The 26,085-nt window shown below is 71.1% G+C and carries 20 protein-coding genes, 1 tRNA gene and 3 pseudogenes; 4 read left to right on the forward strand and 20 right to left on the reverse strand.

All coding sequences use genetic code 11. The features are described from left to right. Nucleotides 1-123 precede the first annotated feature (123 nt). Nucleotides 124-221: transfer RNA gene (locus ACQEV8_RS16815), tRNA-OTHER, on the forward strand. Between the two features lie 6 nt (nucleotides 222-227). On the opposite strand, the gene ACQEV8_RS16820 is transcribed toward ACQEV8_RS16815, so the two are convergent. The 3 genes from ACQEV8_RS16820 to ACQEV8_RS16830 all read right to left on the reverse strand — a co-directional run bounded on the left by ACQEV8_RS16820 (nucleotide 228) and on the right by ACQEV8_RS16830 (nucleotide 1,591). Continuing rightward, nucleotides 228-638, reverse strand: a complete 411-nt coding sequence (locus ACQEV8_RS16820; protein WP_432960961.1) for a hypothetical protein — start codon at nucleotides 636-638, stop codon at nucleotides 228-230. A 124-nt stretch (nucleotides 639-762) separates the two neighbouring features. Continuing rightward, nucleotides 763-1,251, reverse strand: a complete 489-nt coding sequence (locus tag ACQEV8_RS16825) for a DUF6083 domain-containing protein (protein ID WP_432960963.1) — start codon at nucleotides 1,249-1,251, stop codon at nucleotides 763-765. Nucleotides 1,252-1,390: 139 nt separating this feature from the next. Further along, nucleotides 1,391-1,591: a hypothetical protein gene (locus ACQEV8_RS16830; RefSeq protein WP_432960965.1), complete on the reverse strand. Its 201-nt coding sequence runs from the start codon at nucleotides 1,589-1,591 to the stop codon at nucleotides 1,391-1,393. Nucleotides 1,592-1,656: 65 nt separating this feature from the next. On the opposite strand from ACQEV8_RS16830, the gene ACQEV8_RS16835 reads away from it, so the two are divergent. Together ACQEV8_RS16835 and ACQEV8_RS16840 are read left to right on the forward strand one after the other, a co-directional pair. Next, the gene (locus tag ACQEV8_RS16835; RefSeq protein WP_432960967.1) at nucleotides 1,657-2,469 is read left to right on the forward strand and encodes an alpha/beta fold hydrolase; all 813 of its coding nucleotides are present in this window, start codon (nucleotides 1,657-1,659) and stop codon (nucleotides 2,467-2,469) included. Beyond that, nucleotides 2,463-3,233 (forward strand): annotated as a pseudogene (locus ACQEV8_RS16840) (MerR family transcriptional regulator); the annotation flags it as partial. The gene ACQEV8_RS16835 and the pseudogene ACQEV8_RS16840, both read left to right, overlap by 7 nt. Before the next feature lie 4 nt (nucleotides 3,234-3,237). On the opposite strand, the pseudogene ACQEV8_RS16845 reads toward ACQEV8_RS16840, so the two are convergent. The 11 genes and pseudogenes from ACQEV8_RS16845 to ACQEV8_RS16895 all read right to left on the reverse strand — a co-directional run bounded on the left by ACQEV8_RS16845 (nucleotide 3,238) and on the right by ACQEV8_RS16895 (nucleotide 16,695). Then, a pseudogene (locus tag ACQEV8_RS16845) lies at nucleotides 3,238-4,403 on the reverse strand (SUKH-4 family immunity protein). Nucleotides 4,404-4,553: 150 nt separating this feature from the next. After that, complete coding sequence (locus ACQEV8_RS16850) at nucleotides 4,554-5,093, reverse strand: AAA family ATPase (RefSeq protein ID WP_432960969.1); 540 nt, start codon at nucleotides 5,091-5,093, stop codon at nucleotides 4,554-4,556. After that, nucleotides 5,093-7,402, reverse strand: coding sequence for a xanthine dehydrogenase family protein molybdopterin-binding subunit (locus ACQEV8_RS16855; RefSeq protein ID WP_432960971.1), 2,310 nt, complete (start codon nucleotides 7,400-7,402; stop codon nucleotides 5,093-5,095). The genes ACQEV8_RS16850 and ACQEV8_RS16855 overlap by 1 nt, the downstream gene beginning before the upstream one ends. Then, a complete protein-coding gene (locus tag ACQEV8_RS16860; RefSeq protein ID WP_432960973.1) occupies nucleotides 7,399-9,492 on the reverse strand; it encodes a 2Fe-2S iron-sulfur cluster-binding protein in 2,094 nt (697 codons plus the stop codon). Before ACQEV8_RS16860 ends, ACQEV8_RS16855 begins: the two co-directional genes overlap by 4 nt. Further along, nucleotides 9,489-10,382, reverse strand: coding sequence for an FAD binding domain-containing protein (locus ACQEV8_RS16865; protein WP_432960975.1), 894 nt, complete (start codon nucleotides 10,380-10,382; stop codon nucleotides 9,489-9,491). Before ACQEV8_RS16865 ends, ACQEV8_RS16860 begins: the two co-directional genes overlap by 4 nt. Before the next feature lie 273 nt (nucleotides 10,383-10,655). Next, nucleotides 10,656-12,272, reverse strand: coding sequence for a beta-N-acetylhexosaminidase (locus tag ACQEV8_RS16870; RefSeq protein ID WP_432960977.1), 1,617 nt, complete (start codon nucleotides 12,270-12,272; stop codon nucleotides 10,656-10,658). 1 nt (nucleotide 12,273) lies between these two features. Further along, on the reverse strand, nucleotides 12,274-13,119 hold the full coding sequence (locus tag ACQEV8_RS16875) for a carbohydrate ABC transporter permease (RefSeq protein WP_193478365.1): 846 nt from the start codon (nucleotides 13,117-13,119) through the stop codon (nucleotides 12,274-12,276). Next, entirely contained in the window at nucleotides 13,116-14,072 is a 957-nt protein-coding gene (locus tag ACQEV8_RS16880) for a carbohydrate ABC transporter permease (RefSeq protein WP_432960980.1), read from the reverse strand. The genes ACQEV8_RS16875 and ACQEV8_RS16880 overlap by 4 nt, the downstream gene beginning before the upstream one ends. A 230-nt stretch (nucleotides 14,073-14,302) precedes the next feature. After that, the gene (locus ACQEV8_RS16885) at nucleotides 14,303-15,601 is read right to left on the reverse strand and encodes an extracellular solute-binding protein (RefSeq protein WP_432960982.1); all 1,299 of its coding nucleotides are present in this window, start codon (nucleotides 15,599-15,601) and stop codon (nucleotides 14,303-14,305) included. A 213-nt stretch (nucleotides 15,602-15,814) separates the two neighbouring features. Continuing rightward, nucleotides 15,815-16,093 (reverse strand): DUF3039 domain-containing protein, encoded by a 279-nt coding sequence (locus ACQEV8_RS16890; protein ID WP_432960984.1) that lies wholly within the window; start codon nucleotides 16,091-16,093, stop codon nucleotides 15,815-15,817. Nucleotides 16,094-16,122: 29 nt separating this feature from the next. Next, nucleotides 16,123-16,695 carry a YqgE/AlgH family protein gene (locus ACQEV8_RS16895; RefSeq protein WP_432972739.1) on the reverse strand — a complete coding sequence of 191 codons (573 nt, stop codon included), beginning with the start codon at nucleotides 16,693-16,695 and terminating at the stop codon, nucleotides 16,123-16,125. A gap of 308 nt (nucleotides 16,696-17,003) precedes the next feature. On the opposite strand from ACQEV8_RS16895, the gene murA reads away from it, so the two are divergent. After that, the gene (murA, locus tag ACQEV8_RS16900; protein WP_432960986.1) at nucleotides 17,004-18,350 is read left to right on the forward strand and encodes a UDP-N-acetylglucosamine 1-carboxyvinyltransferase; all 1,347 of its coding nucleotides are present in this window, start codon (nucleotides 17,004-17,006) and stop codon (nucleotides 18,348-18,350) included. A gap of 271 nt (nucleotides 18,351-18,621) precedes the next feature. On the opposite strand, the gene ACQEV8_RS16905 is transcribed toward murA, so the two are convergent. From ACQEV8_RS16905 to ACQEV8_RS16930, 6 genes and pseudogenes are all read right to left on the reverse strand, one after another. Continuing rightward, on the reverse strand, nucleotides 18,622-18,903 hold the full coding sequence (locus tag ACQEV8_RS16905; protein WP_215121071.1) for an HU family DNA-binding protein: 282 nt from the start codon (nucleotides 18,901-18,903) through the stop codon (nucleotides 18,622-18,624). 290 nt (nucleotides 18,904-19,193) lie between these two features. Continuing rightward, nucleotides 19,194-20,612 carry an NAD-dependent malic enzyme gene (locus tag ACQEV8_RS16910; RefSeq protein ID WP_432960988.1) on the reverse strand — a complete coding sequence of 473 codons (1,419 nt, stop codon included), beginning with the start codon at nucleotides 20,610-20,612 and terminating at the stop codon, nucleotides 19,194-19,196. A 383-nt stretch (nucleotides 20,613-20,995) separates the two neighbouring features. Next, nucleotides 20,996-23,284, reverse strand: a complete 2,289-nt coding sequence (locus ACQEV8_RS16915; protein WP_432960990.1) for a HelD family protein — start codon at nucleotides 23,282-23,284, stop codon at nucleotides 20,996-20,998. Between the two features lie 60 nt (nucleotides 23,285-23,344). After that, nucleotides 23,345-24,172, reverse strand: coding sequence for an anti-sigma factor family protein (locus tag ACQEV8_RS16920; RefSeq protein ID WP_432960992.1), 828 nt, complete (start codon nucleotides 24,170-24,172; stop codon nucleotides 23,345-23,347). Further along, nucleotides 24,172-24,693, reverse strand: coding sequence for a sigma-70 family RNA polymerase sigma factor (locus ACQEV8_RS16925; protein ID WP_010039908.1), 522 nt, complete (start codon nucleotides 24,691-24,693; stop codon nucleotides 24,172-24,174). Before ACQEV8_RS16925 ends, ACQEV8_RS16920 begins: the two co-directional genes overlap by 1 nt. 373 nt (nucleotides 24,694-25,066) lie before the next feature. Then, nucleotides 25,067-25,659: pseudogene (locus tag ACQEV8_RS16930) on the reverse strand (CGNR zinc finger domain-containing protein). Between the last annotated feature and the right edge of the window lie 426 nt (nucleotides 25,660-26,085).

Consider the following 26,085-nt stretch of genomic DNA (forward strand, 5'->3'; position numbering starts at 1 on the left):
TACACCCCTCCTCTCGGCGACCCCCTTCATGAACTGTGTATGGCAGTCGCGTTGCAGCCCACCCGATTCCCTTGAGCCCCGTCCCGCCTCCGGCCTCCGGTCACTACACCGAGTTCAGACATCGGCCGTGTGCCCGAGTGGTTCAGGGGCTCACCTGCGCTGCGTCCATCAGCGAGCTCCGCCCGCGGGGAGCTACGTGGGTTCGAATCCCGCCACGGCCTCTTTCACTAGCCTGCCGAGCAGAGACCGTCGATCGGGCAGAACATGACCCAGGTGTAGTTGTAACCGGTGCGCACGGTCACGGGATTCGGTGTGGGGCCGTCGTTGATGTTGGACCCCGTGTCGGGTGTGGCGGTGAAGGTGACCGTCGTTCCGACCTCGAAGCTCGCGGTGCAGGTACCTGTCGGGTACGGCTGCGGGTCGCTGGAGGTGTAGGGGTCCTCAAACGCCTCCTGGTGGCAGTTGATGCCGGCGGGCTGGCTGGTGATGGTTCCGCCGCCCCAGCCGTCGCTGACGTACGCGGACAGTTGAGCGGTGGTCTGAGCCTGTGCGGGGGCTATGGAGGCGATCGCGGCGGCCGTGGCGAGAGCGGTGACGACTCCCGTCGCACGCCGGACGCCGGTTCTGTTCTTCCTCATGGGAGGCTCCTCGGATCGAAACCATGTCGACCCCTCTGACCAGCTTATTGGCCCTCTCCGGGATCTGCTACGGGAGTAGGGGTCCAAGGACGTGGCCGACGACCGACATCAGCACCACGTGACGTCAGCCGGCGTTCGAGAGTGCTGTCGGGTCGGAATCTCCGTCCGCTTTTCGTCGCGCCCGGCGCGCGTTCTCCGCACGTACCGCGTCCAGCCATCGCCACAGTCCGATCTCCTCGAGCCCCAGGCCGGGGCAGGCGATCCGGTGCGGGATCCGGCACACGGCGCCGGGACTTGGCTCGTCCTCGCGGCTGTTCCACGCGGTACCGCCCGAGTCCACGTACCAGCGGTGCCAGGCGGGCACCATATGGGCGGGCACGGGCATGCCGGGTTCGAGAAGGACGTGGATGCCGTAGTAGGTGACATGCCGTTCTCCGGCGAGCCCGCAGTCGGAGCAGACGGGGGGAGCCGGTGGCTCGGGCCCGGTGGCGCCCTCCACGGCTGCCTGGGCATGGTCGGTCTTCTCCCACGGCTGCGGCGCGTCCGGCGGCGCCTGCCGGTGTCCGTCGGGGTCGGGTAACAGGATGATGCTCGACTCTTCTGAAGCCCCCATGGAACCGAGCATGCGGGCGCGTTCAGGATCGAGGGAGGGCGCGACCAGGGCGCAAGGGGAGCAGTTCGGCAGCCGGCCGCTCGACGAAGTGCGTCCGGCCACTCATGTCACGAGCCGGTGGCCGGACCTCAGCGCACGCTCAGTCGCCAGCCCCTCTCACCAGCAATTCATCCCCGGCCGGGAAGCGTGCCATGCCGCCCTCCGTCCAGGTGACCACGACGGCCAATCCGCCCATCGGCCCCAGAGCGGTCGTAGCCCTCTTCACCGTGCGCCACTCCCCCTCGTAGCCGATCACGTCGCCCTCGCTGATCAGGGCCGCGCACCTGGTGGGCAGGCCCAAGCGTGTGCGTCGGCGGGGCGGATGCAGTTCAAAGGGGTCCGAGGTCCGCTACGACAGTCCCGGGGTTGACCCTGACGCACGGGCAACCCTCGACCCTGATCCGCATGACTGCTGCAAGCGACAGCACCACGCACCACCTCACCGTTCAGCACGACGGCGTCACTATCCCGGTGTCCCGTGGCGGCCGGGGGAGACCCCTGGTTCTGTGCCCGGGGCTGAACTGCACACAGGCCGACCTGCATGAACTGATCGAACTGCTGCGGCGCGATCATGAGGTCGTCGCCTTCGATCTCCGGGGGCACGGGCTCTCCTCCGCCGCCGAGCGGTACTCGTTCGAGGCGTTTCTGGGTGATCTCCGTGCCGTGATGCGGGAACTCAAGCTGCCATCGGCGCCCTTGCTCGTGGGGTACTCCCTGGGCGCGGACCTGGCGGTGCATTACGCGGCCGAGTGCCCTGACACCGTCGCCGGGCTTGTGCTCATCGACGGGGCGAATCCGCTGCCCGAGCCGTTCGTCACCGACATCGACCTCGCGGAGTTCCGTGCCATGGCAGAGGCTGAGGCGGCGCGTCAGATGTCGCTCACCGCCAGGGACATCCTCGACCTGGGCCTTGAGATGGATGCGGTCCGGTCCGGGATTCTCGACCGGTATCAGCCGATCGACCTGCCCGTGCAGGTCATCATGTCCACCGCGATCGCCGGCAACAGCGCCGAAGGGCGTGCCCCTCGGCACAACCAGCTCTGGCGTCACGGCGTCGAGCGGCTCATACGCGAGCGGCCGCACATCTCCGCACACTGGCTCGACGCCGACCATCGGCTGGCTTTCACTCATGCCTCTGACATCGCCGAGATCGTCCGGAGCAGACTGCACCCATGCTGACCATCGGTGAGCTCGCCTCGTACGCCGACGTGACCGTGCGCACCGTGCGGCACTATCACGCCAAGGCACTGCTGCCGGAGCCCGAGCGGGACCACTCCGGCTATCGGCGGTACGGCGCCGGGGCCGTGGTCGAGCTGATCAGGATCCGGACTCTCGCCGAGGCCGGGGTTCCGCTGGCGCGCGTGCGGGAGTTGCTCCGGGCCGGCGAGGAGGAGTTCGCCGCGCCCGTCGCGGATATCGACGGGCGGCTGGAGGCGGAGATCCGGGAGCGGCAGCGGCATCGCGAGCGGATCGCCCGCCTCGGCTCGGGGGACGGCCTGGCGCTGCCCTCTGAGGTGGTCGGGTTCCTCGACCGGCTGCGGGCGCTCGGCGTCGACGAGCGGATCGTCCAAGCCGAGCGCGACGGCTGGATCCCGCTGGTCGCGCGATCTCCCGAGCGGGTGCCGGAGTGGATCGCACGCAAGCGGGAGCAGATCTCCGATCAGGAGTTCGTCGACTTCTACTTGACCTTGAGCGCGGCTCTCGGGTGGAGCGACGACGATCCGCGACTGGGCGAACTGGCCGACCGGGTGGCCTCCTACGTCACCAAGCTCGCCGAGGAACGGGGCGAGGAGTACGTCCGCGATCCGGGCGGCATCGAGCCGCCGCTCGCCGAGTTGATGGACGCGTTCGTCTTCGACACAGTGCCGTCCGCCCGACGGCTCAACGAGCTGCTGAAGCAGCGGGGCTGGTCCGGCTGGACCACACTCCAACGCGTGAACCCTGCCCCTACAACACCCCACCCGCCTCGTCCTGGAACGCTTCCGTCCAGTAATGCCGCCCCGATCCCCCGCCATGACCCCCGTAGGGTCCACCGACGACAAGACCTGGAGCATCGTCATGGCCAGCTGGTCGTACGTGTCGGTCGTCAGCTCGTGGTCCGAGTGGGAGTCGATGGCGCGTTCGCGGTGGAGGAGCCAGAGGGTGAAGGCAAGGGTGGAGACGTCGGTGTTGAGGGGGTGCAGGGTCGCGGCGGGCTCGCTCCAGTTCAGGACGGCTCCGGTCTCGCCGTCGACGACGAGGCTGTTGTCCTCGATGAGGTGGCCGAGCCGTATCAGCCGGTGGGCGTGCGGAGGGAGTTGTGCCGGGGCGTCGCAGTCGGCGTAGTACTCGGCGAGTGTCGCCAGGGGGACGTCCGTGTCCAGGGAGAAGACATGGGCGTCCTCGGGCAGGCCCACCTCGCGGAGGAAGCGGCGGGTCGGTTCGTGGGTGAGGGTCGCGGGGAAGTCGACGTCCTCGAAGCGGGCCGTCTTGCCGGGGCCGAACTCCTGGTCCAGCAGGCGGTGCGGGAGGTCTAGGGAGAGGCCGGAGGCGCCGCCGCGGCCCGCGACCAGGGAGAGGGGGCGGATGAGGGCCGCCATCCTCCAGAAGGGGGCCGGCTCGCCGTCCGTGCCGTCCCGGAAGACGGCGAGGAGGTGCTGGGACGCCTGCGCCACCGCCTTCGGGCCGTAGCGGCCCGCGTAGGAGGCGAACTGGCCGCGCAGGCCCGCCAGTTCGTCGGTCGCCTCGGCGAAGCGGACCAGGGTGCGCAGCGAGGGGGCCAGGGGGCGGCGGTCCATCAGGTCGGGGCGGTCGTGAAGGAAGGACGTCGTCGAGATCTCGCCCGTCGCGCCGTCCAGCAGGACCGACTCCGTCTCCAGGCCCCCGGGGCCGAGCAGTCCGCCTATCACCAACTGCTCGCGCAGCTCCGCCGACAGCCGGTCCTCCGGGTCGCCCGTCGAGTCCGCGACCGTGCGCAGGCCCTCACGGCTCAGCTCCGCGAAGCTCAGCACGCCGTTCTCGCAGGGCAGTCCGGGGCCGGTCAGCCAGTGCCGCGTCGACGCGTGCGTCACCCACGGGTCCAGCTCGGACTCGGTCAGGGTGATCACCGCGGAACCGGCGTCGGTCGTACTCATGGGCTCCCCCGCATGTGCTTGCTCAGCGTCCCCAGGCGGAGCACGGCAGACCGCCCGGCCAGGCGCCGGCAGCCGTCCCCCACTGCCCAGAACACTACGCCCCACCACTGACAACGCCCGGGACGACAGCGGCCTCTCCTAACCAGACGCTCAAGCGACCCTCGTGCGTTCCCTTTCCGCCAGGATCGCCTCAACCGTCTGTCCCACCGTCAGCTCCGACGTGTCCAGCCACAGTCCGATCCGCGGCGTCCCCGAGTGCAGCGCCTCGTCCAGCGACTCGACGGTCCAGCCCGCGCCGTATCCCGCCTTCGGCCGCTCCGTCTCCCGCCGCGCGACAGTCTCGGGGTGCGGCGCCAGAACGACCACGTGCAGGGGGCGTGTGCGGACGAGACCGATGTACGTCTCCAGGTCCGGGCCGAGCACCACGTCCTGGACGACCGCCGTGAAACCGGCCTCGGCATACGCGTCCGCCGTCGCCGCCGACAGGCGGTGGCGCAGGAGGAGCTGGGACCGCGCCTCGTCCCCGGCGCCGGGGACGTACTCCTCACGGCCGGACACGATCATGCGCCGGAAGGCGTCACCGCGCACGTGCGCCGCCCTCGGCAAAGCTTCCGCCAGCGCCTGCGCGACCGTCGACTTGCCGGCCGCCATGACACCCGTGACGAGGACGACCCCCGTCAGGGCCGACATCAGGACCGTTCCGTGACCACCGCGGCCTGCGGGCGGATCGGCAGGCGGTTCACGGGGCGGCCCGTGGCGGCCCGTACGGCGGACGCGACGGCCGCCGGGGACGTCACCACCGGCACCGCGCTGACCGCCTTCGCGCCGAAGGGGGCGATCACGTCCCGTTCCTCGACCAGCCGGACGATGCGGATGTCCGGCGCGTCGAGGGCCGTCGGGAGTGCGTAGCCGGTCAGGTCGGGGTGGCGGATCAGGCCGCGCGGGGTGCGCAGGTTCTCGGTCAGCGCGATGCCCACGCCCTGCGTGACGCCCGCCTCGATGCGGGCGGCCAGCTGGGCCGGGTTCAGGACCCGCCCGACGTCCTGGGCGACGGCCAGTTCCACGACCCGTACGGAACCGATCTCGATGTCGACGTCCACCACCGCGCGGATCGCGCAGAAGGACATGCCCACGAAGGCGTCGCCCTGCCCGGCCTCGTCCAGCGGCTCGGTCGGGTGCGGGCGGCACTGGGCGGTGGCCCAGAGTTCCTTGCCGTCCAGTGCCTCGGTGACGGTCGTCGAGAGGACTCCGTCGTATGAGGTGATCTTGCCGTCGTTGATCTGGAGCAACTCCGTGGACATGCCGAACTTGTGGGCGAGCGGCTGGAGGAGCTGCGTACGGACCATCTTTGCCGCGCGCTCCACCGCACCGCCCGACACCCAGGTGTGCCGGCCGTGACAGGCCGCGCCCGCCGTGGGCTGGTCGGTGTCGACCGGCGCCACGTGCACCTCGTCGACGCCGAGGGTCTCCTGGACGATCTGCCGGGCCAGGGTCGTGAAGCCCTGGCCGGTCTCGACGGCCGCGCACAGGACCGTCGCGACACCGTCCTGGACCTTGACGGTCGCCGTGGAGACCTCGTCCGCGCCCTCCGCCCCCAGCATGTGCACCATGCCCAGGCCGTAGCCCACGCCCCGGCGCACCGCGCCCGGTTCGCCCGCGCCCTCGGGGCCGCCGGGCAGCAGCCACTCGTCCTCGGGGGTGTCCTTGGGCAGCGGCGGCAGCGGGAAGTCCCGTACAGCCTGGAGCAGTTCGGCGACCGGGGCCGGGCACGTCACCGTCTGGCCGGTCGGGAGTACGTCGCCCGTGGCCATGGCGTTGCGCAGCCGCACCTCGGCCGGGTCGATGCCGAGCTTCTTGGCGATCTTGTCCATCTGCGCCTCGTAGGCGGCGCAGACCTGCATGGCCCCTTCGCCGCGTACGTGGCCCGACGGGGGGTTGTTGGTGCGTACGGCCCAGCCCTCGATGAAGGCGTTCGGGACGACGTACGGGCCGCAGGCGAAGCCGACGGCGGCGGCGAGGGCCTCGGCGGAGCTGTCGGCGTAGGCGCCCGCGTCGAGCAGGATCTGCGCCTCGACCTTCACGAGCATGCCCTCGGCGTCCGCGTGGTGGCGGTAGCGCAGGAGGGTGGGGTGCCGGTGGGCGTGGCCGAGGAACGACTCCTCGCGCGTGGCCGTGAGCTTCACCGGGCAGCCGGTCCGCAGCGCCAGCAGGCCGAGCGGGAGCTGGAAGCCCTGGTCCTCGCGGTCGGCCGTGGCGCCGGGGACTCCGGTGACGACGACCTTGACGCGCTCGGGCTCCAGACCGAAGGCGGCGGCGGCCGCGTCACGGTCGGCGTGCGGGTCGGTGGAGGCGAGGTACAGCTCCACGCCGCCGTCCGGGCGCGGTACGGCCAGCCCCGCCTCGGCGCCGATGGGCGCGGGGTCCTGGCGGCCGATGCGGTACAGGCCCTCGACGACGATCTCGCCGGCCGCGTCCGGGTCGCCGTGGTGCAGCGGGATGTGCCGGATCAGGTTGCCGTCGGGGTGCAGGGGCTCGGCCTCGAAGGCCTGCTCCGGGTCGGTCACCGGGTCGAGCACCTCGTACTCGACGATGACGGCGGCGGCGGCCATGCGCGCGGTGTCCGGGTGGTCGGCGGCGACGGCGGCGATGGGCTCGCCGTGGTGGCGTACGACCTCGGAGGCGAAGACGGGGCGGTCGGCCGTGCGGCGGCCGTGGAACGGGCTGCCGGGGATGTCCTCGTGGGTGACGACGGCGCGTACGCCGGGCATCTCGCGCGCGTGGGAGGTGTCGATCGACACGATGCGCGCGTGCGGGTGCGGTGAGCGCAGCACGGCCGCCCACAGCAGTCCCTCGGCCCACAGGTCGGCGGCGTAGGGGAAGGTGCCCTCCGTCTTGGCGCGGGCGTCCGCGGCCGGGAGGGACACGCCGAGGCCGTGCGGCAGCGACTCGGGGGCGGGGGTGCCCTCGGAGGCCTGCGCGGTGGCCGATTCGTTGCTCACGCGGGGCCTCCGTCCTGGCCGTACGGCTGGTCGTGCGCGTCAGGGGAATGCGGGTCCGGGGCATGCGCGTCCTGGCCGTGCGCGTCCGGGGGCGATCCGAAGGCCGACGGGTGGACGCCGCCGGCACCCGGGCCGGCCTGGCGCGGGATACGGGCCTCGTCGGTGTCGCCCGCGGCGGGCCCGGCGTGTGTCTCGCGTTCGGCGACGACGTCCTGCACAGCGTCGACCACGCCCCGGTAACCGGAGCAGCGGCACAGGTTGCCGCAGAGCGCCTGGCGGGTCTCCAGCTCGGTGGGCGCCGGGTTGCCCTCCAGGAGGTCGTGCACGGTCATCGCCATGCCCGGTACGCAGAAGCCGCACTGCACGGCGCCGCAGCGCGCGAGCGCCCGCTGCACGTCGGAGGGCTGCCCGTCCTCGGCCAGGCCCTCCACGGTGCGGACCTCGCTGCCGGCGGCGGTCACGGCGGGGACCAGGCAGGACGCGACGAGCCGCCCGTCGACCTGGACGTTGCACGCCCCGCACTCGCCCTGCGAGCAGCCGTCCTTGGCGCCGGCGAGCCCGAGCCGCTCGCGCAGCACGTACAGCAGGGACTCGCCGATCCACGCGTCGGTGACGGGGCGGTCGGTGCTGTTGACGCGCAGGACGAAGGAGGCGAGGGGGTGTTCCTCCTGCGGGAGGGCGGGCGCGTCCTGGGGTTCGGAGGCCGCGTCGTCCGGGGCGCCGGAGGGGGTCTCCGGTGCCGCGTCGTCAGGGGACTCGCCGTCGGCGGCCTCCGGTCCGGCGTCCGGGTCGGCGTCCGCCATGGCGGGGAGGGGCACGGCGACGGCCTCGGCGGGGCTGTCAGCGCCCTCTGCGGCGCCCGGGGCGTCCTCGGCGGGCCCGTCGGCCTCACCGGTGCCGGGAGCGGCCTGTGAGGCGTCCTGGACGGCCTCCGGGGGCGGGGTGGGTTCCGCGGGTTCGGCGTGTACCTCGTAGGGCTGGGCGGGATCGGAGGGGCCGGAGGGCGCGGGGTGGTCGTCCGGGTGTCCGGCGGGGCCGGACGGTTCCGGTGCGTGGCCGGGTACGTCGGACGACTGCGCTGCCTGATCGGCGCCGTGGTCGACCCCGTGATCGGCGAAGCCGGACAGCTCCGGCGCATGGCCGAACCCCTCGGGGTGAGGCGGGTGGCCGCTGGACGACGTCGGGTGCGTCTCCTGCGGCAGTGGTCCGGGAGAGGGCTGCTCCGGGGCGTGCGCGCTTCGGTCCGGCGCGTACGCGGAGGGCGCTCCGGCGAGATCCTGCGGCCCGTGGCCGTGCTCGTGGTCCTGCGGGTAGCCCGGCCCGGCCTGCTCCTGCCCGGGACCGTCCTGCGGGGCCTGCTGCCCCCACGGCTCGCCGGCGGCCTGTGTCGCCCACGGCGCGGGCGCGCCGCCCGGGAGCGTGGCCGGCGGGTTGCCGCCGCCCCACTGCTCGACCAGCGAGGAGGTGGTGAACTCGCCCGACTCGTCCGGAAGGTCGCCCCCGGCGACGGGGATGGACCACTGCCCGGTCACGTCATGGCCGGGCGCGGGCTCCGCCGCCGCGGCCTCCTCGAAGTTCCACTGCCCGGTGGCTCCCGGGTTGTACGTGAACCGGTCGTCCCCGCCGTGCTGCCCCGCCCCGGCGTCGGATCCGTACGGCGCACCGGAGGCGTAGGGCGCGTCCGAGCGGTAGGGAGTGTCGGAGCCGTACGGGGCGCCGGAGCCGTAGGTGGTGTCGGCTCCGTAGGGCTGCTCCGCGACCTCGTGGCCGTGCTGCTCGTGGCCCTGCTGCTGGTGTGCCGCGTGCGGGTCGTGCCACTGGGCGCCGTCGACGGGCGCTCCGGGCACCGGCCACGCGGCCGTGGCGGCCGGGTCGGTTCCGGCGGTGGTGGCGGGGTCGACCGCTATCTGCGGCGGTACGTAGCCGTGGCCCGGCGCGGCGAGGGGACTGTCGGCGGCCAGCAGGGCGTCGATGCCGCCCTCGGGGAGCTCGACGAAGGCGGTGGCGCCGTCGTCGTACTCGCCCTGGGGCAGCGGGTCCCAGCGACTGCCGCCCGGGGGGGTGCCCCGTCCGTGCTGGTCGTCGGTCACGACAGCGCCCTCCCCAGTGCTCGTCGGGCCAGCGCGGCGACGGTGCGCCGCAGGTGCATTACGGCGGGCGGAAGCTGCGGTACGGAGCCGTCCTCGGCCGGGGCCGCGTCGGGGATGCAGGCCGCGGCGACGTACTCGCCGAAGGCGTTCAGCGCCTCGGGCACGATCGCGCGGTTGTTGTCCCAGTCGATGAGCCGGCCCACCCACTCCTCGGCTTCGAGGGGCCGCAGCGCCATCGGCGCTATGGCGCCCACCGCGCAGCGCACACCCCGGCGGGCGGGGTCCAGCACCAGGGCCACGGACGCCACCGCGCGCCCGGGGCCGGTGCGGCCGGTCGCCTTCAGGAAGACCTGCGGGGCGTGCAGCAGCGGCACGCGCACGTAGCCGATGAGTTCGCCGGCGCGCAGCATGTCCATCCCGGCCAGCAGGTGCGACACCGGGATCTCGCGGCGGGCTCCGCCCGGGCCCGCGATGATCAGTGTCGCCTCCAGGGCGGCCAGGACCGGCAGCGCGTCACCGGTGGGGGCGGCGGAGGCGATGTTGCCGCCCAGGGTGCCCGCGTTGCGGATGTGCGGCGGGCCCGCGGCGCGCGCGGCGGCGGCGAGCGCCGGGATCAGGGCCGCGAAGTCGGGGCGTCCCATACGCGCGTGGGTGAGGCCGGCGCCGAGCAGCGCGTGACCGTCCTGGTACTGCCAGCCGCGGATCTCGCTGATGCGGCCGAGCCCCACCAGAGCGGCGGGCCTGAGCTGCCCGGAGTTGACGGAGGCCATCAGGTCGGTGCCGCCCGCGACGGGCACGGCGGCGGGCACGGCGGTGAGTGCCGCCACGGCCTCGTCCAACGTTGTGGGCAGCGTGACGGCCTGCGCCGCCTGCGGTGCGTGCGTGGTCAAACCGGCTGCCCCTTCCCGCTGCCCCACCTGGTCCCACCTGTGCTGCCGTACGGTACGTGCTGACAGGGCGGACGTGGCAACTCTGGCACATCTTGGCGAGAGCCGAAGACACGGGTCCGCTAGGAGGCATTCGCCCACCTCATCGGGGAGATGGTCCGTTTTCTCACGGGTTCACCAGTGCATGCCGATTGGCACTTTCGGTGACCCTTGTGCGCATTTTCCGTGGCCTGTTCGAGCTGTTCGGTAGCGGCGAGCAGGTACTACGAGCAGGTACTAGCGATTGGGCGGCGGACCGTCGATCGGGCGCCCCAGCACCCCCGGGCGCCGCTGCCAGGGCTGCGGTCCGGCGGGAGGCCGGTAGGCGACGCCCAGGGCGTCGAGTCGCCGGTAGTGGGCGGTCATCCGGTGCTCGAAGCCGGCGAAGTCCCGTTCCGCCGGGGCGGGCAGGGCGCTCCAGGCGACCTCGGCGAAGGCCGCGAGCCTCGGGAACGCCTGGTAGTCCACGCGCGCGTGGTCCTCCATCACCTCGGTCCACAGGTTGGCCTGGGCGCCCAGCACGTGCCGGGCCTCCTCGGGCGTCAGCTCCGGCGGCACGGGCTCGAACCGGTAGACGTCCTCCAGGGTGCGCACCCACCCGATCGGTACCGGCTCCTCGGGGCCCGGGTCCTGACGGTGGTCCAGATACACCTGCTGCTCGGGGCACATGACGACGTCGTGGCCGGCCCGGGCGGCGGCGATGCCTCCGGCGTAGCCGCGCCAGGAGGACACGGCCGCGCCCTTCGCCAGCCCGCCCTCCAGGATCTCGTCCCAGCCGATCAGCCGGCGCCCGCGCGCTGAGAGCCACGCGTCGAAGTGCCCGACGAACCAGGACTGGAGCTCGTCCTCGTCCGCGAGCCCGAGTTCCCTGATGCGCGCCTGGGCGGTTTCCGACCGCCGCCACTGGTCCTTGGGGCATTCGTCGCCGCCGATGTGGACGAACTCCGACGGGAACAGCTCGAGGACTTCCTCGAAGACGCCCTCGTAGAAGCGCAGGGTGTTGTCAGTGGGGGCGAGTACGTTCGGGTTGATTCCCCAGGTGTCCCAGACGGAGAGGGCGGTGGTGTCGATGACGTCGGTGTTGCCGAGTTCCGGGTACGCGGCGATGGCGGCCTGCGAGTGGCCGGGTACGTCGATTTCGGGGACGACGGTGATATGCCGCTCGGCGGCGTAGGCGACGATCTCCCGGATGTCGTCCCGGGTGTAGTGGCCGCCGTGCGGCTTCTCCTCCCACAGCGGTGAGGCACGGTGGCCGGTTTTCGTACGGGCCCGCCAGGAGCCGATCTCCGTCAGCCGTGGATGCCGCTCGATCTCGATGCGCCAGCCCTGGTCGTCCGTCAGATGGAAGTGGAAGACGTTGAGTTTGTGCGCCGCCATCAGATCGAGGTAGCGCAGGACGCCTTCCTTGGGCATGAAGTGCCGGGCGACGTCGAGCATCAGGCCCCGCCAGCGGAACCGGGGCGCGTCCTCGATGGTGATGTGCGGCACGGCCCAGACGCGGTCGCGGCCGAGCGGCGCCCTGCGGTACGCGTCGGGGCCGAGGAGCTGCCGCAGCGTCTGGGCGCCCCAGAAGACGCCGGCCGCGCCGCCGCCCTCGATGAGGACGCCGTCGCAGTCGCTGACGAGGCGGTACTCCTCGGGGCCGAGGCCGGAGTCGAGCCGGAGCCCGATGCCGTCGTCGCCGGGTTCGCGTCCATCGTGGAGGGGCAGGCCGGTGGCCTGCCCCAGGGCGGTGCGCAGCCAGTGGCCGACGCCCTCCGTCCCGGTGCCGGCGTCGAGCCGGGAGTGCGCTGTCAGCCGCACCGCGCCGGAGCCGGTGACGACGCCGCGGGGTGCCGGAATCAGATCGGTCACGTCAGTCCTTTACCGCCCCGCCCAGCCCCGACACGAGCCGCCGCTGCACGAGTACGAAGAAGACCAGGACCGGGATCGTCATCACCGTGGAGGCGGCCATGACGCCGCCCCAGTCCGGGTCGTCGGGCTTGTAGAAGACCAGCAGCGCCATGGGCAGCGTCGACTGGGAAGTGTCACTGATGATGAACGACTTGGCGAAGAGGAAGTCGTTCCAGGCGGAGATGAACGAAAACACGCTGGTGGCCACGAGGCCCGGCAGGACGAGGGGGAAAAGGATCTGCCAGAGGAATCGCGCCCGGCTCGCCCCGTCGATGTACGCGGCCTCCTCCAGCGCCTCCGGAACGCCTTTCACGAACCCCCGCAGCATCCAGATCGCGAAGGGCAGCGAGAAGGCGATGTGGGGCAGGATCAGCGAACCGAGCGTGTTCAGCTGGCCGAAGTCCCGCATGAGGAAGAAGAGGGGGATCGTGAGGGCTTCCACGGGCACCATCTGGGCCACCAGAAACATGATCAGCAGGGTGGTCCTCAGGCGGAAGCGGAATCGTGTCACGGCGGTCGCGGCGAGAAACGCGATCAGCGCGGAGGCGATCACGACACAGCTCGCGACGACGAGGCTGTTGAGGAAGTACCGGCCGAATTCCTGCTGCCCGAAGACGCGCCGGAAGGAATCCAGGGAGGGTGCGAGAGTCCATGGCCGGGGCTCGCTCGACTCGATCTCCCCGGCCGGTTTGAAAGCGCTGAGCACCATCCAGTAGAGGGGGAAGGCGACGACGACCGCGATCAGCAGGGCCGAGGCCTCGGCGGCCAGCCGCCCAGGGCGACGGACACGGGCGCGTAGAAGATTCACAGTTCCTCTCCCTGCCGGCGCAGCAGCCGCAGGTACACCAGCGTGACGGCGAGCAGGATCAGCAGCATCATGACGCCGATCGCCGAGCCGAGGCTGTACTGCGAGGACGCGAACGCCTGCTGGTAGGCGTAGACGTTCAGGACCAGGTTCTGGCCCGCGATGCCGCCGCCGTTCGTCATGACGTAGATCTGGGTGAAGACCTTGAAGTCCCAGATGACCGACTGGATGGTGACGACGACCAGGATCGGCCGGAGCATCGGGGCGAGTACGGAGCGCCAGATACGCCACTGCGAGGCGCCGTCCAGGGCGGCTGCCTCCAGCACCTCGGAGGGTACGGCGCGGATACCGGCGTACACGGTCACCATCACGAACGGGAAGGAGCACCACACCACTTCGAGCAGGACGAGGAAGAAGGCGCTCAGACGCCCGTACGTCCATGAGTGGTCGCCGAGTCCCAGCATCCGGTTGACCGGGCCGAAGTCCGGGTCGAAGAGGAACAGCCACACCGTGGAGCCGGTGACGGCCGGGGTCGCCCACGCGCCCAGCGCGGCCAGCATCAGCGCGAGCCGCGGCAGGGCCCGCACGCGGGTGAGGAGCACGGCGAGGGCGCAGCCGACCGCGAGTGTGGAGACGACGCAGGCCGCCGCGAACAGCACGGTGGCGAGCAGCACCTGCCAGAACTGCGGGTCCCCGAACAGCTCGGCGTAGTTCCCGAACCCCTGGAACGTGGTCGGTTCGCCGCCGCTGACCTGGGCCTGGGTGTACTCGAAGAACGAGATCAGGCCGAGTTGATAGATGGGGTAGACGAGCAGCCCGCCGAGTACGACGAGCGCGGGCGCGAGATACAGCCAGGGCGTCCATCCGCCTGAGCGGAGCGCCGACCTGCCCGGGCCGCCCCGGCGCGGGGCCGGCCGCTCGGCACGAGGGACGCGGGCGTCGGATGACTTACGCACGGGTGGAAGGCCTTCCCTCGCCGAGGCCGACGCGCCTGCGGGGGCCACCGGGCCGCGCTGGGCCCCGACCGGCCCGGCCTCTGCCGAGCCGCGCTGACCGGAGTCGCTCCCCGCCACGCCGGCCCTGGCCGGGTGAGCCCCGACGGAGCCGCTCCCCACCGGGCCGGCGTCAGCCGAGTCGGCCCCCGCCAATTCGGCCCGCGCCGATTCTCCGCGGTCGTTCATCCGGCTCACCCGGCGGAGACGAACGCGGTGTTCATCTTCTTGGCGGCGTCCCCGGAGGCGGCGGGGACGTCCTTCTTGCCCGCGATGACCTCCTGGAACATCGTCGGGAGGACGAGCGAGGAGTCGATCTGGGCCCAGGCGGGTGAGGCGGGGACGAACTTGGTGCCGGCCGAGAGCGTCTGCACGAAGGGCTTCACGAACGGCTCTTCGGTCGCGACCTGCTGCCGTACGTCCGTGAAGGTCGGCAGGAAGCCCATCGCGCCGAAGAGTTCGGTCTGCGTCTTCTTCGAGGCCAGCTGTTCCATCAGTTCGACGGCGAGCGTGCGGTGCGTGGTGCTCTTCAGGACGCCGATGTTGTTGCCACCGGCGAAGGCGGGCGCGATCGAGCCGGACTTCACACCCGGCAGCGGGACGACGGCGTACTTGCCCTTGACCTTCCCGGCCTCGACGGCGGTGTGGCTGAAGTCGCCGCCGATCGCCATCCCGGCCTTCCCGGCGGCGAAGGCGGAGATCGTGTCGTTGCCGCCCATGCCCGCGCACTTGGCGGCCGGACAGTTGTCGTCACCGAAGAGGGACGTGTACGCCTTGATGCCCTTCTGGGCCTCAGGACTGTCGAGGCCGGAGGCGTACGAACCGCCCTTGCCGTTGGCGAGTTCACCGTCGTTGGCCCAGACGAACGGCATCGCGCCGTAGGTGTAGGCACCGCCGACGACGAGCCCGTAGAGGTCGGGCTTCGCGGCGCGGATCGCCCGGGCGGTGGAGGCCAGTTCGTCCATCGTCTTCGGGGGCTTCAGCCCCAGCTCCTCGAAGACGTCCGTGCGGTAGTACAGGGCGCGGACGCCGACGTAGAACGGGGCGCCGTACATCTTGCCGTTCACCGTCACCGACTGTTTCGCGGTCGGGTCGGTGTCCTTCGCCTCGCTCCAGTCGCCGAAGTCCTCCGTGACGTCGAGGAGTCCGCCGTCCTTCACATAGCCGGCCGTGTCGGTGTTGCCGTACTCCATGACGTCCGGAGCCGAGGCGGGGTCGTTGAAGGCGGCCTTGACGCGCTGGGCGCGGGTCTCGATCGGGATGTACTCGACGTTGACCTTGGTGCCCTTGTGGGCCTTCTCGAAGTCGGCGACGACCGAGTCGACGACCTTCTCCTTGGGGGTGTTGCCGACCTCCTGGAAGAGCCAGACACGCAGCGCGCCGGTCTTCTCGTCCTTGTCGGAGGAGGAGTTACCGGAGGTCTGGGGCGCGCAGGCGGTGGCCAGCAGGGCGGCGACCGCCGTGACCCCGGCAAAACGGACGGACAGCTTCATGAAGTGCTCCTCCGAGGAAGTGTTGCAACATGCGCAATGAAGGTTTCGCTGTGCACAACACATCGGAGGCTAGGGACTTCATGAACACGACCACAAGAGGTCTCAACCACTCTGTGACCGGCCGACGCGTCCCATGCAACGCCCGGACAGCACAAAAGCCCCCAGGGCACGCAAAACGCACCCTGGAGGCCTTACGTCAGCACGGGCCGGACGCTACTTGTCGCCCTTGCCATCGTCGTCGCCGGAGCCCATGGACTCGTAGATCTCCTTGCACATGGGACACACGGGGTACTTCTTCGGGTCGCGGCCCGGCACCCACACCTTGCCGCACAGCGCCACGACGGGAGTGCCGTCGAGGGCGCTCGCCATGATCTTGTCCTTCTGGACGTAATGGGCGAAGCGCTCGTGGTCACCGTCACCGTGCGAGGTCTGCGGCGTCGGCTCTACGAGGGTCCCCGTACCAGTCCCGCGCTCGGGCTCGAGAGTGCTCATAGGCCCAAGGGTACTGAAGCTCACACGCATCAGTTGAGCGAAGGGTCGTCCGGGTACGTCGCCACCATCGCCAGCTCGCCCCGCTGGCGGCGCAGGACCTCGCGCCAGAGCCGCTCGGGACACGGGGACGAGACATCGCCGGGCTCCGACTCCACGACGTACCACGCGCCGTCCACCAGCTCGTCCTCCAGCTGACCCGGGCCCCAGCCGGCGTATCCGGCGAAGATCCGCAGCGAGCCGAGGGCGGAGGCCAGCAGCTGCGGCGGGGCCTCCAGGTCGACCAGGCCGATCGCGCCGCGCACCCGGCGCCAGCCCAGCGGGCCGGCCTCCCCGGACGCGCCGCCGGGGACGACCGCGACCCCGAGGGCCGAGTCCAGCGAGACCGGACCACCCTGGAAGACGACGCCGGGCTCGCCGGCGAGGTCTCCCCAGCCCTCCAGGATGTCGTTCACGTCCACCGGGGTGGGGCGGTTGAGGACGACACCGAGCGAGCCCTCCTCGTCGTGGTCGAGGAGCAGCACCACCGCGCGGTCGAAGTTCGGGTCCGCCAGGGCGGGGGTGGCCACGAGCAACCGCCCTGTGAGCGAGGACACCTCGGTCATGGCAGACATGATCCCGCATCTTCCCTCCGTGTGGGGAGGCAATGGGGGGACGCGAGGGCATGCGGCCATGAATCAAAGATGTGGCCTGGTAAGGCCTCGGTTGAGGGCGGTGACGGGAGACGGGCGGGCGCACCGATGCGTTCCACGCGCACGAACATGACCGTGACCCCATGTGCCCGGCACGGAACGGTTCGTGTTGTGACAGAGCTATGACGTGTCTGGGTCTGACTGAGGCTTACAGAAGGGGGGTGGAGGGCGATTACCCTTTCCCTTCTGACCCCTGCCCGACTCCACGGAACGCGAGATTCATGACCGTCAACGGCACTGAAGACGTACTGCTTGTCCACGGCGGAACCCCGCTGGAGGGCGAGATCCGTGTCCGCGGTGCGAAGAACCTCGTACCGAAGGCCATGGTGGCGGCGCTGCTGGGCAGCGCTCCGAGCCGGCTGCGCAATGTTCCGGACATCCGTGACGTACGGGTCGTGCGGGGTCTGCTGCAGCTGCACGGTGTGACGGTCCGCCCGGGGGACGAACCCGGCGAACTGGTGATGGACCCGACGCGCGTGGAGAGCGCCAACGTCGCTGACATCGATGCCCACGCCGGTTCGAGCCGCATCCCGATCCTGTTCTGCGGCCCGCTGCTGCACCGCCTCGGCCACGCCTTCATCCCCGGCCTCGGCGGCTGCGACATCGGCGGCCGGCCCATCGACTTCCACTTCGACGTGCTGCGGCAGTTCGGCGCGACCATCGAGAAGCGGGACGACGGGCAGTACCTGGAGGCGCCCCAGCGGCTGCGCGGTACGAAGATCCGGCTGCCGTACCCGTCCGTCGGCGCGACCGAGCAGGTGCTGCTGACGGCGGTCCTCGCGGAGGGCACCACGGAGCTGTCCAACGCGGCCGTCGAGCCGGAGATCGAGGACCTGATCTGCGTTCTGCAGAAAATGGGCGCGATCATCGCGATGGACACCGACCGGACGATCCGCATCACCGGTGTGGACAAGCTCGGCGGCTACACCCACCACGCCCTGTCGGACCGGCTGGAGGCCGCGTCCTGGGCGTCGGCGGCGCTGGCGACCGAGGGCAACGTCTACGTCCGGGGCGCGCAGCAGCGCTCGATGATGACGTTCCTGAACACCTTCCGGAAGGTGGGCGGGGCCTTCGAGATCGACGACGAGGGCATCCGCTTCTGGCACCCCGGCGGGCAGCTCAAGTCCATCGCGCTGGAGACGGACGTCCACCCCGGCTTCCAGACCGACTGGCAGCAGCCGCTGGTGGTGGCCCTGACCCAGGCCACGGGCCTGTCCATCGTCCACGAGACGGTCTACGAGTCCCGCCTCGGCTTCACGTCCGCCCTGAACCAGATGGGCGCGCACATCCAGCTCTACCGCGAGTGCCTGGGCGGCTCCGACTGCCGCTTCGGCCAGCGCAACTTCCTCCACTCGGCCGTCGTCTCGGGCCCGACCAAGCTCCAGGGCGCCGACCTGGTCATCCCTGACCTCCGCGGCGGCTTCTCGTACCTCATCGCGGCCCTCGCCGCCCAGGGCACGTCCCGGGTCCACGGCATCGGCCTCATCAACCGCGGCTACGAGAACTTCATGGAGAAGCTGATGGAGCTGGGCGCGAAGGTCGAGCTCCCCGGCAAGGCACTGGGCTGACCCCACGCTGAACCCACGCGGGCCTCAAGCCCGCCCGACCGACGCCCCGGGGGCATCACCCCGGGGCGTCGGTCTCGTACGCGCGAACACAGCGCTCGGCTGCCCGCCCGGGACACCACGCCCACCCGGCCGGGGTCCGGGGGCGTCCCCCGGGCAAGCACAGCCGGACAGCACGCGCACTGATGCCAAAGGGGCGGCCACCCGAACCGAGTGGCCGCCCCTTTGGTGTCACTGTGCCTCGTACGCCGTCCGGGGCGTACGAAGAGCAGGATTACTTACCCTTGGCGGATTCCTTGAGCTTCGAGCCCGCGGAGACCTTCACGCTGTAGCCGGCCGGGATCTGGATGGGCTCGCCGGTCTGCGGGTTGCGGGCGGTGCGAGCGGCACGGTGGGTGCGCTCGAAGGTCAGGAAGCCGGGGATCGTGACCTTCTCGTCGCCCTTGGAGACGATGTCGCCGACGACCTCGGCGAACGCGGCCAGCACGGCGTCGGCGTCCTTGCGGGTCACCTCGGCGCGGTCGGCCAGCGCGGCCACCAGCTCACTGCGGTTCATGTTGTTACTCCCGTGTTCATCTTGCCGTTGAGGCGTCAGATCGAAGCCGATGCTGCCAGGGTCCTCCGTGAGTCCCCGGACCGGGTCCGTCGTCAGACCCTCGCGCCCAGAGACGCATCCTGCCCCTACCTGCGGCGGGAAAGCCAATCCGGCACCCGCACGAGTCGTGAGTACACCCTTCGGGAGTCACACGAAAAGAGGGCCTGAGCCTGGCCGCCACGATAGGGCTCCGCTGCTCACAGAGGTCCTGCGACGCGCCGTTTTCCGGGCGTCCGTGGGGATACTCACAGTCAGAGGGCGGACGCCCCCGCCGCCTTGGCCGCCTCCCGGACCGCCCCGGCGACCGCGCCCGCGACCTTGTCGTTGAAGACGCTCGGGATGATGTAGTTCGGGTTGATCTCGTCCTCGGTCACCACGTCCGCGAGGGCGGTCGCGGCGGCCAGCATCATCTCGGTGTTGACCGTGCGCGACTGGGCGTCCAGCAGACCGCGGAAGACACCCGGGAAGACCAGCACGTTGTTGATCTGGTTCGGGAAGTCGGAGCGGCCGGTCGCGACAACGGCCGCGGTCTGGCGGGCGATTGCCGGGTCGACCTCGGGGTCCGGGTTCGCGAGAGCGAACACGATGGCACCGTCGGCCATGGCGGCCACGTCGTCGCCGTCGAGGACGTTCGGGGCCGAGACGCCGATGAAGACGTCGGCGCCGCGCACGGCCTCCTTGAGCGTGCCGGTGAGGCCCTCGGGGTTGGTGTTGTCGGCGATCCAGCGCAGCGCGGAGTCCGGGGCGGCGTCCACCAGGTCCTCACGGCCCGCGTGCACCACGCCGTGGATGTCGGCGACGACGGCGTTCTTGACGCCCGCGGCGAGCAGCAGCTTCAGAATGGCCGTACCGGCCGCGCCCGCGCCGGACATGACGACGCGGATGTTCTCGATCGCCTTGCCCGTGACGCGAAGTGCGTTGGTCAGCGCGGCGAGGACGACGATCGCGGTGCCGTGCTGGTCGTCGTGGAAGACGGGGATGTCGAGGGCCTCGCGCAGCCGGGCCTCGATCTCGAAGCAGCGGGGGGCGGAGATGTCCTCGAGGTTGATGCCGGCGAAGCCCGGGGCGATGGCCTTGACGATCTCGACGATCGCGTCGCTGTCCTGGGTGTCGAGGCAGATCGGCCAGGCGTCGATGCCGGCGAACCGCTTGAAGAGGGCCGCCTTGCCCTCCATGACGGGCAGCGCGGCCTTCGGGCCGATGTTGCCCAGGCCCAGCACGGCGGAGCCGTCCGTCACGACCGCAACGGAGTTGCGCTTGATGGTGAGGCGGCGGGCGTCCTCGGGGTTCTCGGCGATCGCCATGCAGACGCGGGCCACGCCCGGCGTGTAGACCATGGACAGGTCGTCGCGGTTGCGGATGGGGTGCTTCGACGCCATCTCGATCTTGCCACCGAGGTGCATGAGGAAGGTCCGGTCCGAGACCTTGCCCAGCGTGACGCCCTCGATGCCGCGGAGTTCCTCGACGATCTCGTCCGCGTGCGCGGTCGACGAGGCCGCGATGGTGACGTCGATGCGGAGCTTCTCGTGACCGGACGCGGTGACGTCGAGGCCGGTCACCGAGCCTCCGGAGGACTCCACGGCGGTGGTGAGCTGCGAGACGGCGGTTCCGCTCGCGGGCACCTCCAGCCGGACCGTCATCGAGTAGGAGACGCTGGGCGCCGTTGCCATGGCCGACTTCCTCTGCTTTCACCTGACGCTGAGTTGTGCCGTCCGATAGTCGCACCTACCGCTGGGTAGCTGGTAGCCGCCTCCGATTGCGAACTTTTTGTTCGCGGAACGGGCCAGCAAAAAGAGACCCACGTCACGTCCGACGTGGGTCTCTGCGCAATTCCTTCGGTGAGAGCCAAGTGGCACCGGCCCGCCATGCTCGCCTCGCGGCAAGTGGTCGCTCGTAGCGACGAAGGTTGGGCCCGGGGGCTTGGATCGGGCCGGTGCCACATCCAGGCTAACAAACAGATCCCGTAAGGCCATTCCCGTACCGGGAGTTCATTTCACCGACAAGTGGGTATCCGGCCGCGGTCCCTCAAGGGGCCCGCGGCACGGGGCCCGGATCAGTCCCTCAGCAGGTCCGGGACTCCCGCCGCGTCGGGCTCGTCCCGCTCCGCCGAGACGACCGTGAGCTGCTGGGTGGCCCGGGTCAGCGCGACGTAGAGCACACGCAGTCCGGCCGGGGACTCGTCGGCGATCTCCGCCGGGGAGACGACGATCGTCGCGTCGTACTCCAGGCCCTTCGCCTCCAGGCTGCCGAGTGCCACGACCCGGTCTCCGAGCCCGGCGAGCCAGCGCCGGGCCTCCGCGCGGCGCTGCATGGCGACGACCACGCCGACCGTGCCGTCGACGCGCTCCAGCAGCCGGGCCGCCTCCTCGCGGACCGATTCGCCGAGGCTGTCCTCGACGACCGTGAAGCGGGGCTCGACGCCGGTGGAGCGGACAGCCCGCGGGGACTCGGAGCCGGGCATGGCCAGGGCCAGCACCTTCGAGGCCAGCTCGGCGATCTCGGCCGGGTTGCGGTAGTTCACGGTGAGCTCGAAGCGGCGGCGCGGGCGGGTACCGAGGGCCTCGTCGCGGGCCTCGGCGGCCTCGTCCGGATCGGACCAGGAGGACTGGGCCGGGTCGCCGACGACCGTCCAGGTGGCGTGCCGGCCGCGGCGGCCGACCATGCGCCACTGCATCGGGGTGAGGTCCTGCGCCTCGTCGACGATGACGTGCGCGTACTCGGTGCGCTCCTGGGCGAGTCGCTCGGCCCGCTCGCGCTGGGACTCCTCGCGCACCGGCATCAGCTCCTCCAGGCCGGTCAGCTGGTCCAGCGGGTCGAGCTCGCGCTTCTTCCGGGGGCGGGCGGGGGCGCCGAGGACGGCCTGGAGCTCGTCGAGCAGGGCGATGTCGTGCACGGAGCGGCCGTCGCGCTTGAGGGAGCGGGCGACCTTGCGGACCTCGCCGGGGTTGAGGATCCGCCGGGCCCAGCGGCCGAGGCGCCGCTCGTCGGTCATGGCGTCCAGGACGGCCGCCGGGGTCAGCTCCGGCCACCAGGCGTCGAGGAAGGCGATGAAGGCGTCCTCGGAGGTGATGTCCTCGTCGAAGGAGGAGCGCAGCTCGGCGGCCAGCTCCGGATCGCTGTGGCGGCCGGCCGAGCCGGACTGCGCCCACAGTGCGTCCAGGAGCAGCTTGCGGGCGCGCGGGCGCAGCAGGTTGACGGGGGCGGTGCCCCCGAGGGCGGCGCGCCGGATGCCTTCCAGCTCCCGAGCCTCCAGCTCCAGTCGGCGGCCGAAGGCGACCACGCGCAGCCGGGTCGGCGTGTCGTTCAGCTCCAGGGCGCCGCGGGCGGCCTTCCGCAGCACCTTGAGCATGCGGTACGAGCCCTTGGCGCGGGCCACCGACGGGGCGTCGTAGAGCGTGGCCTCGCTGCCCTCGACGAGTGAGCCGATGGCGCGGATGGCGACCTGGCCCTCCTCGCCGAGGGAGGGCAGCACGCCTTCGGTGTAGGCGACGAGCAGCGGGGTCGGGGAGACGATCAGGATGCCGCCCGCGTACCGGCGCCGGTCCTGGTAGAGGAGGTAGGCCGCGCGGTGCAGTGCTACGGCGGTCTTGCCGGTGCCGGGGCCGCCCTCGACGTAGGTCACGGAGGCGGCGGGGGCGCGGATGACCAGGTCCTGTTCGGCCTGGATGGAGGCGACGATGTCGCGCATGGTGTGGCTGCGGGCCTGGCCGAGAGCGGCCATCAGGGCGCCGTCTCCGATGACGGGCAGCTCGTCGCCGTCGAGGAAGGCCGTCAGCTCGGGACGCATCAGGTCGTCCTCGACGCCGAGCACCTTGCGGCCCTTGGAGCGGATGACGCGGCGCCGGACGACACGGCCGGGGTCGACGGGGGTGGAGCGGTAGAAGGGGGCGGCGGCCGGGGCCCGCCAGTCGATGACCAGCGGGGTGTAGTCCTGGTCGAGGACTCCGATGCGGCCGATGTGCAGGGTCTCGGCGATGTCGGCGGTGTCGTCCGCACGGACGGCGCCCTCGGCGGGCTCCACGGCTGTGTACGCGCCGTCGGGGCCCTTCTTGCCGTCCTTGCCGGTCAGCAGGTCGATACGGCCGAAGAGGAAGTCCTCGAACTCGTTGTTGAGCCGGTTGAGGTGGACGCCGGCCCGGAAGACCTGCGCGTCCCGCTCGGCGAGTGCGCCGGGCGTGCCGACCTGGCCGCGCTGGGCCGCGTCGTTCATGAGGAACTCGGCCTCGTGGATCTTCTCCTCGAGGCGTCGGTACACCCGGTCGAGGTGTTCCTGTTCGACGCTGATCTCGCGGTCTCTCAGGGAGTCTTCGAGCGCGGTTTCCTGCTGAGCCTGAGCGGCCACCGGGCCCCCTTCTGACGTGCATGGCAGCCGTCTACCGTACGCGAAGGGGACCCCGAAAGGCTACGCGTCGACCTCGACCAGACGCTTGCCGTCGAAGGTCACGATCTCGAAGTGGTCGATCTCGTTGGGCTGGAAGGCGGCGCCGCCCTGGACGTACAGCGGCTCCTTGGCCTTCTCGGTCGTGGCGTCCGGGATGCCGTAGCCCCAGTTCGGGACGGACCAGGAGGAGAGGGTCTCGCGCTCGCCGTTCTTCCCGACCGCGACGAGGGCGCACTTCAGCGGGCCCTTGAGGTTCTTCGCCTCCAGGACCATGCCGGTGCCCCAGTCCTTCTTCTGGAGGGCGACCGTCGCGGTGACCTTGGTGGTCGGGTCGGTGGCCGTGATCTTGTCGGAGATGCCGTTGAAGGCTTCCTTGGCCGGGCTCGCGGCGAGCGGGCGGTTCTCCGCGCCTGAGCCGTCGCCTCCGCCGTTCGCCGCGACCGCGACGAAGGGGCCGCCGACGATCAGCGCGGCGGACGCGGCCACCATGTAGAAGCTGCGGCGACGCTTCTGGGCGCGGCGCTCGGCGACCTCGTCGACGAGCTTCTCCACCACCCGCGGCCGGGGCTTCGCGGACAGCGACTCGCCGATCGCGGGCGTGCCGGAACCGGGCAGGTCGGCGAGGGCGGCGAGCATCGGTTCCATGCCGGCCAGCTCGTCGAGCTGCTGGGCGCACCATTCACAGCCCGCGAGGTGGGCTTCGAAAACGGTTGCTTCGGCGTCGTCGAGGATGCCGAGGGCGTAGGCGCCGACGGTCTCGTGCTCGTTCGGCACCGGGGATTCCTGCATGGGTCCAGACATACCCACGCCTCCCGTACCGAACCCTTGGTTACCCCCGTAAACACTCATCACGCCGTCACCCCCCGCTCCTCCAGTGCCAGCTTCATCGAACGCAGGGCGTAGAACACCCTCGAGCGGACGGTGCCGCTGGGTATCCCCAGGGTCTCGGCCGCCTCGTTGACGGTACGCCCCTTGAAGTACGTCTCGACGAGCACCTCCCGGTGGGCGGGAGTCAGGTCGTCGAGTGCGTCCGACAGAGTCATCAGCCACAGCGCCTTGTCGATCTCGTCCTCCGCGGGGATGACCTCCAGCGGCGACGGGTCGACCTCCTGCGGCCGGGCCTGCCGGCTGCGGTGGCCGTCGATGACGATGCGCCGGGCGACCGTCACCAGCCAGGGGCGTACCGATCCGGTCGCCCGATTGAGCTGACCGGCGTTCTTCCAGGCACGGATGAGGGTTTCCTGCACGACGTCCTCGGCACGCTGCCGGTCTCCGGCGACCAGTCGCAGGACATACGCGAGCAGGGGCCCGGCGTGCTCTCTGTACAGAGCACGCATCAGCTCCTCGTCGGGTTCCGAGGGCTGGGACATGCGATGTCGGGCCCTCGGTGCACGTTCATTGGCCACGACGGAATCCTTGCGCACGCCCACCTCCGGTGTCCGGGGGTTCCCCCAGTCGGTCGCTCCACATGCCGTACGCAAGCGAGCGGTTGGGCGTTCAACGAGAGGTGACAGATTTCTTCGAGATGACGTGACGAGCTGGACATGGAGTCACATTCCCACCCCGCGATCTTCACATTTCTGCCACATGAGCAAGATCGAGCCAGGCCTTCCCTACGGTGGCGTAGGTAAACGACGTGTAATCGAAATCACTTCGACAGTGCGTTCGCAGAAGTGTCATTTAGGACAGGGGAATTGAGTGCCGCCGCCACGCAACGACTTTGCCGTGGTGGGCAAAAGGGACTTAAGCCCGTCCGAGTGCCGCGCGGCGGCGATGGCGGGCGACCCGTTCGCGGTTCCCGCAGACCTCACTTGAGCACCAGCGCCTCCTGCGCCCCGGGAGGTGTCGAGGTACACGATGGGGCAGTTGTCGCCCTCGCACTGACGCAGCGCGGCGCGGGCGACGGGGTCGGTGAGCAGGTCCACGGCGTCCCGGGCGACGGCCGCGAGCAGGGCGGCGCAGTCGGGCGGGCCGTCCAACTGCCGTATGAGCTCGCCGTCTCCGTCGCGGACGGCGCGTGGGGCGGGGGGTGCGGGAGTGGCCAGATCGTTGACGCGGGCGAGCGCGAAGTCGTAGGTCCGGGCCCGGGGCGCCGACCAGCCGCGCACCAACCTCCCTACCTGGTCGCGCAGTTCGCGGAAGGCGGCGAGCCAGGCGGCGTCGGCGTGGACCAGGGCGGTGTCCGCCGGGACGAGACCGGAGCCGGTGATCCAGGCGCGCAGCACGGCCACGGAGTCGAGCCGCTCCTCCGGATGCGTGGTGGAGAGCAGATCCAGGCAGATCCGCCCGGCATCGAACCGCAGCTCGTGCGGGGCCGTGGCCGTACCCAATGCCATGTGCCTGTCACCGCCTAGGGGTTCACCCCGGTCGCGAGAGGGCCGGTGAGATGCCAGTGAGAGGGCTGGGAAACCGTTCCCTCATACAGTGCCTGCCCACTCCCCCGCCGGAAACCCCTCCGCACGGGCCGGACGCCGGTTGCCGACCCGCCGGGACGGGGGTTCCGGCCAGGGTCGGTGTCCGGGGCGGTACGCCGGGGCTGCCGGGGCGGTACACCGGGCGGTCCGGGGCCGTACGCCGCAGCCGCCTGGTCGGTACGCCGGGGCGGCTGGCGAAGGGGCCTCGTCGGCCGGTGTCGCGGAAAGGCCTGTCGGCCGGTGTCGCGGAAAGGCCTGTCGGCCGGTGTCGCGGAGAGGCCTTGGCGGCCGGTGTCGCGGACGCCTGTCGGCCGGTGTCGCGGAGCCGGCCGCGACACCGGCCTCGTA

It is taken from the genome of Streptomyces sp. CA-179760 (genome assembly GCF_050937045.1).
In the GTDB taxonomy this organism is placed as follows: domain Bacteria; phylum Actinomycetota; class Actinomycetes; order Streptomycetales; family Streptomycetaceae; genus Streptomyces.